Here is a 15555-nt window from a genome sequence, read left to right as displayed (position 1 = left end):
AAAAAATTAACGTCATCATTATATCTGACTTTGAACTGATATGCGAATAATTCAATATGTGATTTGAAATCAAATCATAGAAAGTTTAAATTATAATTCTTTTTCCATGATAATATCTCTATCTACAACATCACCTGTAATAAACTCATGGTGTCCTGTTTCAACAAATCCTCTTGATTCATAAAACTTAATGGCTTGAGGATTATGTTCCCATACGCCTAACCAAATTTTTGATTTCCCAAATGCTTTCGCCTTCTCAACAGCAAGTTCTATTAATTTTTTGCCTCTGCCTCCACCTTGGTGTGATTGATAAAAGTAAATACGTTGCACTTCTAAATAATCGGGACCATGTGGTTCAGTTTGTGCATCATCAACATTAAATTTTGTATACCCAACAATGTCGTCATCTTCAGTAAAAAAATAATAAAATGAGAGTGGTTCTTGTAATTCCTTTTTTAAAGTCTCAATATTAAACGCACTATCAAAGTACTTTTGTAAATTATCATCTGTATAATATGGTCCAAAGGTTTCATAAAATGTATCTATTGCTACTTTTTGTAATGATTCAACTTCTTCAATACTTACTTCCCTTATTTGTTTCATGATTACATAAATCCCCCTTTAATCGTATAGATTAACAATACTTTATCTTATTTCTTAAAAAAATTCATCTATTATTAATTATTTTCATAATCAAAGCAATAACTTTGGACTTCAAACATCTCGTTTTGATTCTAACGGTATTTAGCTTAAAAAAAATCTTTTAAAAAGTAAAATACTTATTGATAATCTTTATCAATAAGTATAAAGTTATAATTAATCAATCACACTCATAAAGGATGGAATTAAATGGAAAATTTGTTTGTATTAGGAATTACTGGACCTACAAGTCTTGTCATCATTAGTATTATTGCCTTAATCATTTTTGGACCGACGAAATTACCACAATTTGGACGTGCTATTGGGTCGACTTTAAAAGAATTTAAATCCGCAGCTGAACACATGGATGACGATTCTACAGACACACCCAGTAAAGCATCAAAATCACAACGTGAACAATCAAAATAACTCGACATTATTAGACCATTTTACTGAACTACGACAACGATTAGTACGTATACTGATTGCCTTTATTGTCGCAACAGTGATAACTTATCTGACGTCACATTGGTGGGTTAAACCCTTTTTACATTATATAAAACGGTCTAATGTGACGTTGCACACATTCTCGTTTACCGAAACTATACAAATTTATATTATGATTATATTTACGGTCGCACTTTGCATTATTGCACCACTGATTTTCTATCAACTATGGGCATTTATCGCACCAGGCTTACATCAACATGAACGCAAATTCATCTATAAATATAGTATCTTTTGTGCAGTTCTTTTTATTCTTGGCGTTATATTTGCCTTTTTTATTGGTTTCCCACTGATTATTAATTTTTCAATTAACTTATCAGATGCCCTTAGTATCGAACCAATCATAGGTTTAAAAGCGTATTTAGAAGAACTCATAAGATGGCTACTTGTCTTTGGGTTTTTATTCCAAATACCAGTTCTATTTTTAGGATTAGCACATTTTGGTTTAATTGATCCGCGCCAATTAGGTACTTATCGTAAATATATTTATTTTGCATGTTTTGTAGTTGCTAGTATCATTGCACCACCTGATTTAGTACTTAATTTATTATTAACGTTACCTTTAATTCTTTTATTTGAATTTAGTATGCTCATCGCCAAAATCACATATAAACAACAAAACATCTCGAACGAAGTCTAATATCTTCATTCGAGATGTTTATTTATTTCTTACGATTGTATAAAACAAACCCAAGGATAAGTATGATTAATATGACTTGAGCAATAATTGTTTCAACGCTTGGGTAGAAACCAATCCAACTTAATGTTGGTAATCCTTCAATACTATGCTGAGGCATATAGCCTAATAATTGTAATTTTTGAATACTTACACCTAACATTTTAAATGTCATGACAAATATTAAGATAGACAGTACTCTAAATATGAATCGTACAGGAATAAGTTTCACGATAAATCTAAATGCAAATGCGAAGATAATTAATATTATGATTGCTAATCCTATACCAAGAATAAAATCTTTTGTAGTAATACTACCAATCATTCCCATATAGAAGATAATGACTTCGACACCTTCACGTAATACTGAAATTAATCCAATAGTACCCAGTAATATTAAATTACCGTTACTCATCGCATTGTTATACATGCTCTGAATCATTTCATTCCAACGTTGGGCATTTGATCTTCGATGCATCCAAATACCAACAACATACATTAATACCACTGCTACGATACCTAAAATAGCTTCCATACCTTCTCTTACGACGCCATTATTACCAATCGTATAGATAAAGGTAATACCTAGTCCAATACTTAAAATAAGACCTAATAAGGCACCGCCTACTACACTTGACGTTCCTTTAACATCCTTAACTTTACGTGTCATCGTAGTTAAAGTCATGATAATTAATAATACCTCGATACCTTCACGTAGGAAAATAATCATGATATCTACAAATGAATACTCACCTTGTCCGACCGTATCTTTGATTTCTGAATTTAATTCTTGTAACCCTTTTTTCACACGGTCTTTATTAGATTGATCTAAAATACTTTGGTAGTAAGGAATTTTATCTTCTATTTTAGTATATAAACTACTATTTTTAGTTTGAATTTTACCTTCGACATATGGCCAGATTTTAACAAATTGCGATAAGGATGCATCTGCTTTATCTAAATCATTGTCATTGATACCAGCAATCGCTTTATCTAATTCTTCATTGAGTTGAGTAACTTTATACTTATCTGAGTCTGAATCTGATTGCTTTTGATCAACGGTATCAATGCTGTTCTTAAACGTTGACCATGCAGATTTAACTTTGTCAGTATCTAGTGGCTCTTTTTGAATGGCAACTCTTAGTTGCATTAAATTAACTTCAATTTGACCATATTTACCATCATCATAATTTCGAATGACTGTTTCATTACTCGTCCATATCGAATTTAAATCATTGTTTAATGATTGTAGTTCTGAGTGATTTTTATCTTTGATGGCTTTTTTCATTGGTGCGTCTTTAGCATCAACTGCTTGTTGTAATTCCTTAATCTTTCCTGAAGCGTCTTTAGAAGATTGTTGGTTTTCATAAGCTATAAGTGCTTTAGTCAGTTCACCAAGTTTGTCTGCTTTAGCATCGTCTGATGAAGCATGTTCTACTTCTTTCAACTTACTATTAACTTGTTTGCCTTCTTTGCTATCATTATTAATCTTTAACGCTTTAATTTCTTTTTTAACGTCTTTTAATGCTTTAGCTTTATCAGATTGGCTTTTATCTTTATCTGCAATTGTCGATTTCGCATCAGTAATCGCAACATATGTTTCGCTCATTGAGGCTGATTCGGCGTGTGCAGGTGTAAATCTGAAAATAGACAGCCCAATCATTAATATCACAACTATTTTAATTAAATAGTGTTTCACCTAGGTAGCCTCCCTTTTGTACGCCTGGCAATACGATAAATGTAGCAGTACCTCTATGCGTAATATATTCATTCAATTTGTCTTTATGACCTAGATGATTCTGTATATCAATAAATTGTTGTGGTGATTTTTGGAAACTAATAAATAATAATCCTGTTTCTAAATTGCCAGTTTTTTCGTTAGTACCCGCAGTATAATTATACGCACGTCTTTTAATTGAAGTTTTCGCTTCTCTTGCCAATCGTGCATGGGCGTCTTCTGGAATGACATATTCTCCTGTACTATCTTTAGCTTTTAAATCCAACTCATCAAATTCTTTTTTACCTGTTAACGGTGCACCTGAACCTCTTTTTCTACCGAAAGTAGCTTCTTGTTCTTCTAATGCAGTACGATCCCATGTTTCGATGTGAATTTGAATACGTCGAATGATACAATATGTGCCATTTTTAGCCCAACCGTCATTAATAAAGACATAATCTTTGTATTCATTCGTTTTACGCGGATTAACTGTACCATCCTTAAACGCCATTAGATTTCTTGGTGTTTCTTTACCTTTGACTGATACAAATCCGTTTTGTGACCATTTTACTTTGACTAAATCCCTAAACGGACGTATTAAGTTATGTACAGCATGAAATGTCACTTGCTCATCATTAGAACAAGCTTGAATCATGATGTCACCATCACTATAGTCTTCGTCTATTTGATCATTTGGAAAATGTGGTAAATCTTTATAGTCTTTTCGTATTTTGTCAGAAAGACCTAGCTTTTTCATAAATGATTTACTCACACCAAATGTTAAAGTCAATTTACTAGCGCCTAAACCAATTGCTTCGCCAGTATCAACGGGCGGTAATAAAGGATTCTTACTATCCTTTTCGACTGCATCGCCGTCAGTCATATTTGCCGCCATTTTAGTCCATTGTTTAAACATATCTTTAATGGCGCTTTTATCTTTAGATTTAAGTTCTAATGATACAAAATTACATGTTTTTTGAGTTGGTGTTGTTATGCCTGCTTGTACTTTGCCATAAAATTCATATGCATCTTTTTCTTCATCTTCTGGTGTATCAAACATTGACTTAAATGAAAATACACTTCCTGCTCCACTTGCGCCAATGACAACGCCAGCTCCACCAATACCCATCATTTTTAAAAATGAGCGTCTTGAAACAGATGACGATGATTGATTATCTACTTTACTCATTCTGTAACCACAGCCATCTTACTTAGTGGTTCTCCTAAAGAATTCACTGCATCTGAAAGTGCTTTTCTATCTTTCTTAGTTACATCGTTATAAGATTTGTATCCGTCTTCGTCTTTATATTTATCAAGTAATTCATTCACTTTATCAAAGTTCTTTTGAATATCAGCACTTAATTTTTTATCTTTTTTCTCTAATGTTGGTTTGAATAATTCATAAATCTTTTGTGCACCTTCGATATTAGCTTTGAAGTCATATAAATCTGTGTGAGAATAAATTTCTTCTTCACCAGTAATTTTAGACGTTGATACTTCATTTAATAAATCTACTGACCCCTGTAACATTAACTTAGGTGTAATATCTAATGTATCTGCCTTAGCGTGTAGCTCTTTAGCATCTTTTAATAATTGTTGTGCATCTTTCTTAGTTGTATCGTCTATTGTGTTATCTTGATATAATTGTTTCTCTATTTTATGGTAACCAGACCATTCTTTTTCTTTCTTTTCTTCTTTCATATCTGCCAAACGTGCATCAATTTTGGGATCTAAATCACCAAATGCTTCTGCAACAGGTTCTGAACGTTCATAATACATACGTACTTTAGGATATAATTCTTTCGCTTTATCCATATCATTATTGTCAATCGCATCTACAAACTGTTGAGTCCCTTTTAAGAATTCATCTAATTGTTTATCAGTATATTTTTCATATTTTTTAGTAGCTTCTTTTAATTCAGCTTTGTTTTCACTATTATTACTACTCTTACTAGAATTATCTTTACCACTGTCACTGTTATTGCCACATGCTGCTAAAAGTAAAGACGACGTTAATAAAATTACTGGTAATTTCTTCATTCCTACACCTCTTCAAATTTTTCATTTACCACGCTGATTTGACGCGCTATATATACAGAATATTTTTATCTATGTAATATCAATTGATAATCATTATCAAAATAATTATATGGGTCTATTTTAAATGTGTCAACAACAATTCTTTTCAATTTTTATGAGACAGTTTTTTTAACATTTTAATTTCTAAAACTTTATGCAATTTCACTTCGTTTTATATTAAAATAACTATGGCAATATTTTGCTAAATATAAATAAGGAAAGTAGTAATCATTTTAATAAGTAGAGGAACAATTTATAATGAAGGTCAATAATATTGAAGGAGTGACATGTTTTGACAGAAGAATTTATGGCTTATGTCGTAGATAGAGATGATGAAGGAAAGGTCTCTGCAGATTTTAAGCAAATCACTATAGATGATTTACCTGAAGGGGATGTGCTTATCAAGGTACATTACTCCAGTATTAACTATAAAGATGCATTAGCTACCCAAGATCGAAATGCGATTGTTAAACAATATCCAATGGTGCCAGGTATTGATTTATCGGGGGAAATTGTAGAATCTAATGCCCCAGGTCATTATGTTGGGGATAAAGTTATTGTGACAAGTTATGATTTAGGTGTGAGTCAATTCGGTGGATTCAGTGAATATGCTCGTGTGAAGAGTGAATGGATTATCGATTTACCTGAAGATTTAACTTTAGAAGAAGCTATGATTTATGGTACTGCTGGTTACACAGCTGGTTTAGCTATTGAGCGTTTAGAAACTGAGGGATTAACAATAGAAAAGGATAATGTATTAGTTAGAGGTGCCTCTGGTGGCGTTGGTATGTTATCAGTCCTAATGTTAGATAAATTAGGTTATGATGTTGTTGCTAGTACTGGGCGTAAAGATGCAACTGACAAATTGAAAACATTAGGTGCCAAGGAAGTTATTGATCGTTTACCTGAATATGATGGTAAAGCATTAGGTTCAAGAACTTGGCAGGCTGCTATAGATCCAGTTGGTGGCGAAAGTTTAGCTAATATCATCAATAAGCTTGATAATAATGGTAGTATAGCCGTTATCGGAATGACTGGTGGCACTCAATTCGAAAGTTCTGTCTTTCCACTTATTTTAAGAGGTATCAGTATATTAGGTGTTGATTCTGTCTTTACTCCAATTAAACTACGCAAACTCGTATGGCGTCGTCTTGCTAAAGATTTAAAACCAAAACAATTACATGATATTAAAGAAGTTATTGCGTTTGATGACTTACCAAATGGTATTGAACGCGCAATGAATCACCAACACATGGGCCGAATTGTTGTCGATTTTGGTGTTAAATAACATAATAGTATTACAAAGAAAAGGCGTCCTCGCTACATTGTCGCGGACGCCTTTTTACTATGTTTAAAATAAAATATACATTCCAGTTGAATGTGGTTCTGTAGATTGAAAACCAAATTTTTCATACAATTTATCAGCGGGATAATCCGCCATTAAACTTACATAAGTACCTTTCACTGCATTATCATGAACGTATTGCATTATGTGTTCCATAATTGTACGACCATACCCTTGTCCTTGATAATCTGGATGGACAGCAATATCCACAATTTGAAGTGCTGTTCCTCCATCTCCAACGATTCTACCCATACCTATTAATGACGAATCATGATATAAAGTGACATTAAAACAAGCATTAGGTAGTCCTCTTTGAGCCGCTTCGATGGACTTGGCACTCAATCCCGCATCTATTCTTAATTTTAAATAATCTTCTACAGACGGTGCTAAATGTTTAATATCTACCATTATGACTCCCCCAGATTTTTCATTTAAAATAAATATTGATTGATAATGTCTTTATTAGATTCTTTGAAAATATCATTATGACTTGAAACATAGCCTTCCGTTGGAGCGTCTGGTTGAATATATGTTTTAGCAAGATTGGCCGCGTTACCTGCATCACTAAAAGCACTCGCAATCAGGTGAACCTTTGCCTCGTGATGTACAATGTCACCACACGCAAAGATACCTGGAATATTAGTAGTTGTATTTCCAAAACCTTTAACACGATATTCATCGTATAGTTCAAATTGCGATGTACAATCTTTTAATAACGGATTCTCATGATCAAAGCCATGGCTAATAATGACGTCATCAAATGAAGCTATTGAAATATCACCATTCTCTACATTTTCTAATTTAACTTGGTGAATATACTTATCTTCTTCGTTACCTATTAGTTCACTAATTTGTGTATGTGGTATCAATCTTACATTTAAATCCTCTAGGACTTTAGTCATTGCTTCATATCCAGACACTTCTGGTTTTCTAAAAATAACTGTCACACTGTTCGCAATTTGAGCAATATCGCGTGCCCAATCTAATGCAGTGTTGCCACCACCAGAAATAAGAACATCTTTCCCTTTGAATCTAGCAAATGATTGCACGACATAATGTAAGTTCGTCAGTTGATATCTTTCTGCCCCTTTGATATTTAATGGTTTGGGATTTATAATGCCACCACCGATTGCAAAAATGACTGATTTAGAATGGAAGATGTGACCTTTTTCAGTTTCAACTTCAAAATGTCTTTCCTCCTTTTTTCTAATATCTATGACACGTTCATTTAAATTCACTTTAGGATTAAAATGTAACCCTTGTTGAATCATATCTTCTATAACTTGATAACATGGTTTCGGTGCTACACCACCTATATCCCATATGATTTTTTCTGGGTAAACTTGCATCTTTCCACCTAATTTATCTTGCACGTCTATGATTCTCACAGACATCCCTCTTAGACCAGAGTAAAAGCTTGCAAACAACCCTGCTGGACCGCCACCTATAATTGTAACGTCTTCCATTTTGCTTCCCCCTAAAATAACACTGTAAATAACATACATTTATACTTTAACTGAAAATTATTATCATTTAATACTTTTTCATTATACTACACGACCTATAACATATGAAGCAAATCACTCCATAAAAAAACTCGTGAGTCTGTATACTCACGAGTTCGCTTTAATCTCTCGGTTCTTTAATAATAGCTTGTCTTAATAAGAAAAATAGTATTAATAATGCGGCTAACATTGCCGTATGTCCCATTCCTGCAAAACCAGGGAAAGATGCTGGAACAGTTTTACCAATGACTTGATATGTACCTTTGACCGTCATCATACCAATTGTAACTAATACACCAATATGGTAAATCACGAAAAACCAATTAAATAAATAATAACTACTTAATTTAAAGACCTTTTCTAAAGGTAGTAATAATAAGAACATGAACATACCTAAAATTAATGTATGTGTATGGACTAATGATAATTGTGTATCACCCGTAAAATGATGAGCTTTAGTCAATTCTCTATAATAAAAACCACTAAATAACCCAATAATCATATAAATTAAAAATGAGTATAATAATCTGCGCATGATGTTTCCTCCCTCACATCTATATTATAGAACATATTTATCATTATGAAAGTGACAATACAACAACATCATGATTATTTTAAAATTTAAGTTATATTAAAAGAGGTAGAGAATTAACGTTGAAATATGTCGCTATGTCATTTAGCGATACTTCAATGGTTAAATACCTCCACCTCTAATTGAAATGATTATTTACGTGATTTCTTAAAAATCGCAATTAATGAAAGTAAAATTGCGACAATAGATACTATCCATAATGCAATCGTACTACCACTTGTAGTTGATGATTGATCACTATGTGAACCACTTGGATTTGCACCTTTTTTCACAGTTGTAATTGGTGCAGGATGTTCACTATCTTCTTTTCCATCCCATTTAACGACGTCACCGTTATCATACGTTTGAACAGCTTTCCATTTAAAACTGCCTTCTTTGTCAGGATTAGCGGCTACAATTGGAAATTCTATAAATTCATTTGGACCTATACCTTTTCCAGTTGCTTTCCATGTTACTTTTGTGATGTTTCCCTTTTTATCTTTTTCAAAAGAATGCTTAAACCCATCAACCGGCGCTACATTTTCAAGATTCACACCTTTGGGTACTGTTAACTCTACTTTAACTGTGTTGTCATTCTGTTCTACAGGAACACGTACGTCATATTTATCATATGATTTAGGTTCACTCTCATTAGGATTTAATGTGACATGTGCATCTGCTACTTTAAATAACCCTAATGCAAAAAATAAAATAAAACTCATTGATATTAATTTTTTAAACATAATTTTGCTCCTTAACCTGGAATATTAATTTGACTCATCATAACACCTATAAAAATAAGTATGATCCCTATTACCAATTCTGTAATCAATGTCATGCGGTTGACTTTTTGACGTTTACCAAGTGCTTTTGAAGTTTGATAAAATCCTAATGCCATCATAAGTATAGTACCGATGATTTTAACTAACATTAATGTTGTCCATGTTTGCATATTTGACCAAATCGCCAAAATATTGGTTTCATCAATTGCCATTAACACACCTGAAATGATAATCATCGTTACCGCAATCACATTTACTTTAAATAGCATTGAGCGAACTGTCTTCATTTGATTTAACGATTTCTTAATCATTGCATACCATACGAGATATACAAGTGCGCCTAACCAGAGCGTCATACCTGCTATATGTATCGTCCTAATCACAATGGACCAAATCGGAAATGTTTGTGACCACGCATGACCTGACATCGCTATTGTTAAAATCATTACAAATGAAACAAGTACATACCATATGCGATCCATATTTCTAATTATGATTAACGCATATAATAATATCATTGCAATTGAGCTTAAAATAAATGGAAATTGCATTAAAACCTCCATATTAAGCGACAAAATATCATCTACTACGTCAGAAGTTAAAGTCATCATGTAAAGCAATAATGCCATTACATATGACATCATCAACATAAATGCAATACCAAACTGTTTTGGAAATAGATCAAACGACTTCAATTGCTTTCGTTGGGCTATACGATTCAACCAAAAGAAACCAACTAATATAATCGTAGCGCCTTCCGCAATATATCTCATAACACCAAACCAGAAACTTGGTTCTTCATAAAAGGCATTAGATGTATCTATATCTTTCGCAGTAACTTTACCAACTGAAAATTCAAATTGGTCTCCAACTTCATGTCCATCGGCCGAAATGGCTTGCCATTTAATTGTATGTGTACCTTTGCCGACTTTGTCAGTTGAAAATGCTAACGTTTTAGACCATCCAGACGTCGATGGTTTCACTTTACCTAATTCTTTTCCTTTATCATTGTATAATGTGATATTGGAATACTTAGAGTTAACAGGTTCATTAAACTCTAATTCAATCTCATTAGGCATGTGTTTTACAACGCCATTTTGTTTAGGATTCGTCTTTTCCAAAGTTGCATGAGCTGAAGCTTCATTCATCAGTGATGGCATCAACGAAAGAAAACAAATCATTATTAAAGCAATAACGATTTTTGGGTACCTTTTAATATGTACCATCGAATCCCCCTATCTTTATTACTTCAACTTTCTTTCCACATTACATCATAACGATTACCATTATCATTCACAATAATATTAAAAATTGTTCACGAATTAGACAAAAAAGAGGTCAGGACAAACGCGTTTAGGATTTGAGCAGAACCGAACGATGATAAAGAACTACTTCCTTATTCATAGGTTAGTAGTTCTTACAAACTCAATAGTTGAGTTTGTTCATTTGAATTGTTTTCCAAATTTTGTCGAATCGTGAGCGTTTGCCCAACTTGCATTGTTTGCAGAAATTGGAATACCAATTTCTCTATGTTGGGTCCCTTCTGCCGATAATCCTGCTTTTGGGACGCCGTTAATCGGTTTCCCAAAGCACAAAAACGTTATGTCTCAACCTCCAATTGAATACTAATGATTATTCTTCTAATAAAGCTTCTTTATCTACTGTTAGTTTATTTCTTAATAAATATACAATTAGCATTGCTGCTAAAGCACATAATGTCTCAGCAATTAATAATGACCATACTACACCAGTTAGACCGAACAAACTATTCATAACGAATAACACTGGAATAATGACTGTTCCTTGTAAAATAGCCATTATCGTTGCACCACGTCCTTGTCCAGTTGCTTGTAACATACCAGTAAATAAGAATCCAATACCATTTAATAGTAATGATGTCATTGTAACTTGTAGCATAAATGTTGCTAGACTAACAATGTGTGGATCAGTACTAAATAATTGAATAATTTGGTGTCCAAAGATGAACACAACTACCATACTTACTGCAAAGATTGCAAAAATAGATACTATAACTGCTTTAACTGTATCTTTCATTCTTGATTTATTAGCAACAAAGTTATAAGCAATTAATGGTACAACCCCTTCACTTAACCCCATAATAATTAATTCTGGGAATTGTACTAATCTAAATTGAATACCATAACTAGCAATCGCATAGTTACCATAAGTAGCTAAGAATAAGTTCAATACTAATCCAGTTACACCCATAAGTACTACCATTAAGAAAGCAGGAATACCAATTTTGAAAATTTCTGCCATCATTTCTTTTGTAGGTTTGGCAAATTTAATATTTACAGATAAAGAATCAATTTTTTTCATAAAATAAATGATAAAGAAGACCGCAGCTACTAAGTTTGAAATTGCTGTTCCTAAAGCTGCTCCAACCACATTTAAATCAAATCCAAAAATTAATATTGGATCTAAAATCATATTTAATACAACACTTGCTAACATACCAGCCATTGATACAAATGGTGCGCCAACAGCACGTGCAAATTGTTCTAAAATAAAGAATACAATAACAAATGGTGCACTTAAGAACATAATTCTTAAATATTCACTTGTGAAATGAATGGTTTCACCATGTGCTCCTAATATTTGAGCAATTTGATCTGTAAATGGTATTGTAATTAATGCGATGATAATACCAAATAGTAATCCACCATATATTGAGAAACTACTTACATATTTACTTTTACTATAATCTTTGGCACCCAGTAGTCGTGAAATATACGTTCCACCACCAACTCCAAATAAATTACCAAATCCCATCAAAGCTGCAAAGATTGGCAATGTTAATGAGATAGCTGAAATCATATGACTATCATCTAAAAATCCTATGAAATATACATTTAAAATCCCATAAATTACACTTAATAAACTTCCTATCATCATTGGCAATGAGAAATGCATCATTGCTTTAAAGATTGGTGCTTTTTCAAAAAAATACAATTGTTCGTCTTTCATTATTCTTACTCCCTTTTTCGTTAGATGACTAACAGTTAGATTTCTAACTATATCTTGAAAAATAATGTGGTTATTATCAATAGCAATAACCACGCATTATTCTAAGTTTTTCATCATCTGTTCTAAATATTCTTTTAATTTTATTTTATCTTCTTCGGCAAAATTTAAAATCATTCGCTCTTCAATTTCATCAAAGACCTTTGTAAATGACTCGACTAACGTTATACCTTCATCAGTTAGTTTCAAAATTTTACTTCGTGTATCTTCTGGATTTACCTTTCGATATACTAAATCTCTCTTTTCGAGATTTTTTAATATACTACTAACTGTTGAGCCTTTTCTATCGAACGTCTTCATGATGTCCTTTTGTGAAATGCCCTTTTCTTGATGTCGATAAATGTAACCTAATGTATGACTCTGTTCTTGAGTAATTCCAAAATCATCTAACCTTCGATCCGCATAGTTTTTCATTTGGTGCGCTAAGCTTCTTAATAAAAATTGATACGTTAATTCCATCGCTTCACCTCATTTAGTTAGGTATCTAAGTAATATAATAACATGCTTTTTCAAATTTACAACCGATATATTAAAGTTCTAATTTTCTGATTATTAAACAGGTACATAGACCTATAAATAATAAAAAAGCTAACTCAAAAATGAGCTAGCTTTATAAATCTTCATTATTATAATGCAGTGTAACCACCATCAACAGTAATGACTGATCCTGTAACGAATGATGACGCATCTGAAGCTAAGTAAAGCGCAGCACCTTGTAATTCTTCAGGAACACCTGGACGATTCATTGGTGTCATGTTCATCCAAGTATCAATCATGTCGCCACCTTTAGCGAAATAATCTTTAGTTAATTCTGTTTTCATGTATCCTGGTGCAATAGTGTTGACACGGATATTATGTTTAGCCCATTCGTTAGCTAAACTTTTAGTTAACATGATAACAGCTGCTTTAGATGTATTATATGCTGCTTGTGGTTGTGGTGTGTTAACAATAACACCTGACATTGATGATGTATTAACGATAACACCGCTTTGTTGTTTACGGAATACTTCTCCTACAGCGTTCGTTACTAATACCATACTATTTAAGTTAACATCCATCGTTTTTTTCCAACGTTCGTATGGCATATCTTCAAAATCAACATGTTCATTAATACCTGCATTGTTAAATAAAATATCGATATGACCAAAAGTATCCATTGTTTCTTTTACCATAGCGTTAACTTGATCAATATTTGTGACATCTACTTCACAAGCGATTGCTTTGTTACCTGTTTCTTCTTCGAATTCTTTAGCTGTTTGTTGACCAACTTCTAAATTCATATCAGCAATCACAAGATTAGCACCCGCTTCAGCTAATGCTTTCCCCATGGCTTTACCTAAACCAGACGCACCTCCTGTTACAATTGCAACTTTATTTTCTAATTTAAATTTATCTAATACTGACATTCAATCCATCTCCTTATGTTTGTATATATGCTCATTTTAGAATAAATCGAGTTAAATTCATAGTGCAAACGCTTACTTTAGTCGATAAATATTTTTCATATTACACTTATGAGATAAAATTAAAATTTATTTTGCATAAATGAACACTCATATTTACTCGACAGTATTTCCAAAGGTTCTTCAATTTATTCAAAATTTTACATTTACATAATCTTAATATTCACAACACAATGACTTAAAAATTGATTACTACCCTTTAACAAGACATAACTATACTATTAGAAAACTTTGTATAGTTATGTCTCTTGAAATCTTGCTTTACAAATACATAACATCTAGGGGGATCATATGGTTATTTCAAAAAAACTCGCTTCAGCTACTTTAGGTATTCTTATTGTTGTTTTATGTGCTGCAACGTTTTTAGATCAATCTATTTCTAAACATTTAATGGATCAAAACTCTTTATTTGGCACTATTTTCCAAAATTATGGACTCTTCCCACCCACATTTGTACTTATTATATCTATGATTATTTTTAACTATTATGTGTTTAAGACATTTAAAAATAGATTGGCACAAGCTATCATTTTAATTGTATCTTTTGGTTATACATTAATTAAGACTAATGCATTGGTATCTGAAACAGTTCAATACATGATGTCTACATCAGAAAATATTAAAAAGCATAAACCTATGGGTATGGCAAATAACGAAGGAAACACTGGTGAAGCTTTATCAATTGGATTAAGTTTCTTAATTTCATTCATTATCTTAATCATTATTGCCTTAATTTGTTATCAATTTTGGTTAAAACGTATTGATATGTCAGAATTAGAAAGACTATTTAAAGTCTCTATTGTTAGCTTTATGGTATTACTCATTGGCCTAGAACTTGTAGATAATATGAAAGAACTGTGGGGACGTGTTAGACCATATGAAATTGAGGATAAAGCTGGTCATTTTACCAATTGGCTTACAATTAATGGTAATACGGGACATAGTTCCTTCCCTTCAGGTCACACTGGCAACGGTGCTTTCTTCATGTTCTTTGCATTTTACTTTAAAAAACTATCAACAAGACAATGGATGTTTATCATAGGATTAATCTATAGTGTATTGATGGCTCTAAGTAGAATCAGAATAGGCGCTCACTTTACAAGTGATGTCACTATGAGCTTAATCATCATGTTTAGTTTAATGTTAATCGCTGATTTCCTAATCAAAAAGTTAACAGCCAATCATATAGCGGAACACCCCGATTAAAGAACAGTATATTTTTGATA

The 15555-nt window shown here is 32.4% G+C and carries 16 protein-coding genes; 4 read left to right on the top strand and 12 right to left on the bottom strand.

Annotation, left to right across the window (positions count from 1 at the left end; translation table 11 throughout):
* Window positions 1–90: 90 nt before the first annotated feature.
* On the bottom strand, window positions 91–603 hold the full coding sequence (locus tag P7F85_RS02575; RefSeq protein ID WP_002467384.1) for a GNAT family N-acetyltransferase: 513 nt from the start codon (window positions 601–603) through the stop codon (window positions 91–93).
* A gap of 246 nt (window positions 604–849) precedes the next feature.
* Between P7F85_RS02575 and tatA the strand changes: the two genes are divergently transcribed.
* Together tatA and tatC are read left to right on the top strand one after the other, a co-directional pair.
* Entirely contained in the window at window positions 850–1068 is a 219-nt protein-coding gene (gene tatA, locus P7F85_RS02570; protein ID WP_002452415.1) for a twin-arginine translocase TatA/TatE family subunit, read from the top strand.
* The gene (gene tatC, locus P7F85_RS02565; RefSeq protein WP_002467385.1) at window positions 1052–1786 is read left to right on the top strand and encodes a twin-arginine translocase subunit TatC; all 735 of its coding nucleotides are present in this window, start codon (window positions 1052–1054) and stop codon (window positions 1784–1786) included. Before tatA ends, tatC begins: the two co-directional genes overlap by 17 nt.
* Before the next feature lie 22 nt (window positions 1787–1808).
* Here tatC and P7F85_RS02560 read toward each other — a convergent pair whose 3' ends face one another.
* The 3 genes from P7F85_RS02560 to efeO are packed head-to-tail and all read right to left on the bottom strand — an operon-like array spanning window position 1809 to window position 5579.
* On the bottom strand, window positions 1809–3521 hold the full coding sequence (locus P7F85_RS02560) for an FTR1 family protein (protein WP_002467371.1): 1713 nt from the start codon (window positions 3519–3521) through the stop codon (window positions 1809–1811).
* Window positions 3502–4728, bottom strand: coding sequence for an iron uptake transporter deferrochelatase/peroxidase subunit (gene efeB / locus P7F85_RS02555; RefSeq protein WP_002467377.1), 1227 nt, complete (start codon window positions 4726–4728; stop codon window positions 3502–3504). Before efeB ends, P7F85_RS02560 begins: the two co-directional genes overlap by 20 nt.
* Window positions 4725–5579, bottom strand: coding sequence for an iron uptake system protein EfeO (gene efeO, locus P7F85_RS02550; RefSeq protein ID WP_046464431.1), 855 nt, complete (start codon window positions 5577–5579; stop codon window positions 4725–4727). Before efeO ends, efeB begins: the two co-directional genes overlap by 4 nt.
* A 331-nt stretch (window positions 5580–5910) precedes the next feature.
* Between efeO and P7F85_RS02545 the strand changes: the two genes are divergently transcribed.
* A complete protein-coding gene (locus tag P7F85_RS02545; protein WP_002467373.1) occupies window positions 5911–6906 on the top strand; it encodes an acrylyl-CoA reductase family protein in 996 nt (331 codons plus the stop codon).
* Window positions 6907–6969: 63 nt separating this feature from the next.
* Here the strand turns inward: P7F85_RS02545 and P7F85_RS02540 are convergent, their stop codons facing one another.
* The 8 genes from P7F85_RS02540 to P7F85_RS02505 form a co-directional block, all read right to left on the bottom strand.
* The gene (locus P7F85_RS02540; protein WP_002467386.1) at window positions 6970–7371 is read right to left on the bottom strand and encodes a GNAT family N-acetyltransferase; all 402 of its coding nucleotides are present in this window, start codon (window positions 7369–7371) and stop codon (window positions 6970–6972) included.
* Between the two features lie 23 nt (window positions 7372–7394).
* Window positions 7395–8429, bottom strand: coding sequence for an NAD(P)/FAD-dependent oxidoreductase (locus P7F85_RS02535; RefSeq protein ID WP_002467383.1), 1035 nt, complete (start codon window positions 8427–8429; stop codon window positions 7395–7397).
* A gap of 160 nt (window positions 8430–8589) precedes the next feature.
* Window positions 8590–9003 (bottom strand): DUF2871 domain-containing protein, encoded by a 414-nt coding sequence (locus P7F85_RS02530; protein WP_002467375.1) that lies wholly within the window; start codon window positions 9001–9003, stop codon window positions 8590–8592.
* A gap of 188 nt (window positions 9004–9191) precedes the next feature.
* Window positions 9192–9782: a YcnI family protein gene (locus tag P7F85_RS02525; RefSeq protein ID WP_002467380.1), complete on the bottom strand. Its 591-nt coding sequence runs from the start codon at window positions 9780–9782 to the stop codon at window positions 9192–9194.
* Window positions 9783–9793: 11 nt separating this feature from the next.
* Window positions 9794–11047: a copper resistance CopC/CopD family protein gene (locus tag P7F85_RS02520; RefSeq protein WP_015364738.1), complete on the bottom strand. Its 1254-nt coding sequence runs from the start codon at window positions 11045–11047 to the stop codon at window positions 9794–9796.
* Between the two features lie 406 nt (window positions 11048–11453).
* Window positions 11454–12809 (bottom strand): MATE family efflux transporter, encoded by a 1356-nt coding sequence (locus P7F85_RS02515; protein ID WP_002467488.1) that lies wholly within the window; start codon window positions 12807–12809, stop codon window positions 11454–11456.
* Window positions 12810–12905: 96 nt separating this feature from the next.
* Window positions 12906–13325, bottom strand: a complete 420-nt coding sequence (locus tag P7F85_RS02510) for a MarR family winged helix-turn-helix transcriptional regulator (RefSeq protein WP_002467485.1) — start codon at window positions 13323–13325, stop codon at window positions 12906–12908.
* A gap of 167 nt (window positions 13326–13492) precedes the next feature.
* The gene (locus P7F85_RS02505) at window positions 13493–14272 is read right to left on the bottom strand and encodes an SDR family NAD(P)-dependent oxidoreductase (RefSeq protein ID WP_002467489.1); all 780 of its coding nucleotides are present in this window, start codon (window positions 14270–14272) and stop codon (window positions 13493–13495) included.
* A gap of 348 nt (window positions 14273–14620) precedes the next feature.
* Between P7F85_RS02505 and P7F85_RS02500 the strand changes: the two genes are divergently transcribed.
* Window positions 14621–15535: a phosphatase PAP2 family protein gene (locus tag P7F85_RS02500; RefSeq protein WP_002467490.1), complete on the top strand. Its 915-nt coding sequence runs from the start codon at window positions 14621–14623 to the stop codon at window positions 15533–15535.
* The last annotated feature ends 20 nt before the right edge of the window (window positions 15536–15555 follow it).

It is taken from the genome of Staphylococcus sp. aM (genome assembly GCF_052975125.1).
The sequence above is the reverse complement of the archived record's forward strand: the minus strand, read 5'-3'. Positions and strand labels throughout refer to the sequence as shown.

What these genes read in the sequence shown, in the direction of transcription:
- P7F85_RS02575 (WP_002467384.1), bottom strand. Translation starts at nt 603, where the DNA reads ATGAAACAAATAAGGGAAGTAAGTATTGAAGAAGTTGAATCATTACAA.
- tatA (WP_002452415.1), top strand. Translation starts at nt 850, where the DNA reads ATGGAAAATTTGTTTGTATTAGGAATTACTGGACCTACAAGTCTTGTC.
- efeB (WP_002467377.1), bottom strand. Translation starts at nt 4,728, where the DNA reads ATGAGTAAAGTAGATAATCAATCATCGTCATCTGTTTCAAGACGCTCA.
- efeO (WP_046464431.1), bottom strand. Translation starts at nt 5,579, where the DNA reads ATGAAGAAATTACCAGTAATTTTATTAACGTCGTCTTTACTTTTAGCA.
- P7F85_RS02540 (WP_002467386.1), bottom strand. Translation starts at nt 7,371, where the DNA reads ATGGTAGATATTAAACATTTAGCACCGTCTGTAGAAGATTATTTAAAA.
- P7F85_RS02535 (WP_002467383.1), bottom strand. Translation starts at nt 8,429, where the DNA reads ATGGAAGACGTTACAATTATAGGTGGCGGTCCAGCAGGGTTGTTTGCA.
- P7F85_RS02530 (WP_002467375.1), bottom strand. Translation starts at nt 9,003, where the DNA reads ATGCGCAGATTATTATACTCATTTTTAATTTATATGATTATTGGGTTA.
- P7F85_RS02525 (WP_002467380.1), bottom strand. Translation starts at nt 9,782, where the DNA reads ATGTTTAAAAAATTAATATCAATGAGTTTTATTTTATTTTTTGCATTA.
- P7F85_RS02520 (WP_015364738.1), bottom strand. Translation starts at nt 11,047, where the DNA reads ATGGTACATATTAAAAGGTACCCAAAAATCGTTATTGCTTTAATAATG.
- P7F85_RS02515 (WP_002467488.1), bottom strand. Translation starts at nt 12,809, where the DNA reads ATGAAAGACGAACAATTGTATTTTTTTGAAAAAGCACCAATCTTTAAA.
- P7F85_RS02510 (WP_002467485.1), bottom strand. Translation starts at nt 13,325, where the DNA reads ATGGAATTAACGTATCAATTTTTATTAAGAAGCTTAGCGCACCAAATG.
- P7F85_RS02505 (WP_002467489.1), bottom strand. Translation starts at nt 14,272, where the DNA reads ATGTCAGTATTAGATAAATTTAAATTAGAAAATAAAGTTGCAATTGTA.
- P7F85_RS02500 (WP_002467490.1), top strand. Translation starts at nt 14,621, where the DNA reads ATGGTTATTTCAAAAAAACTCGCTTCAGCTACTTTAGGTATTCTTATT.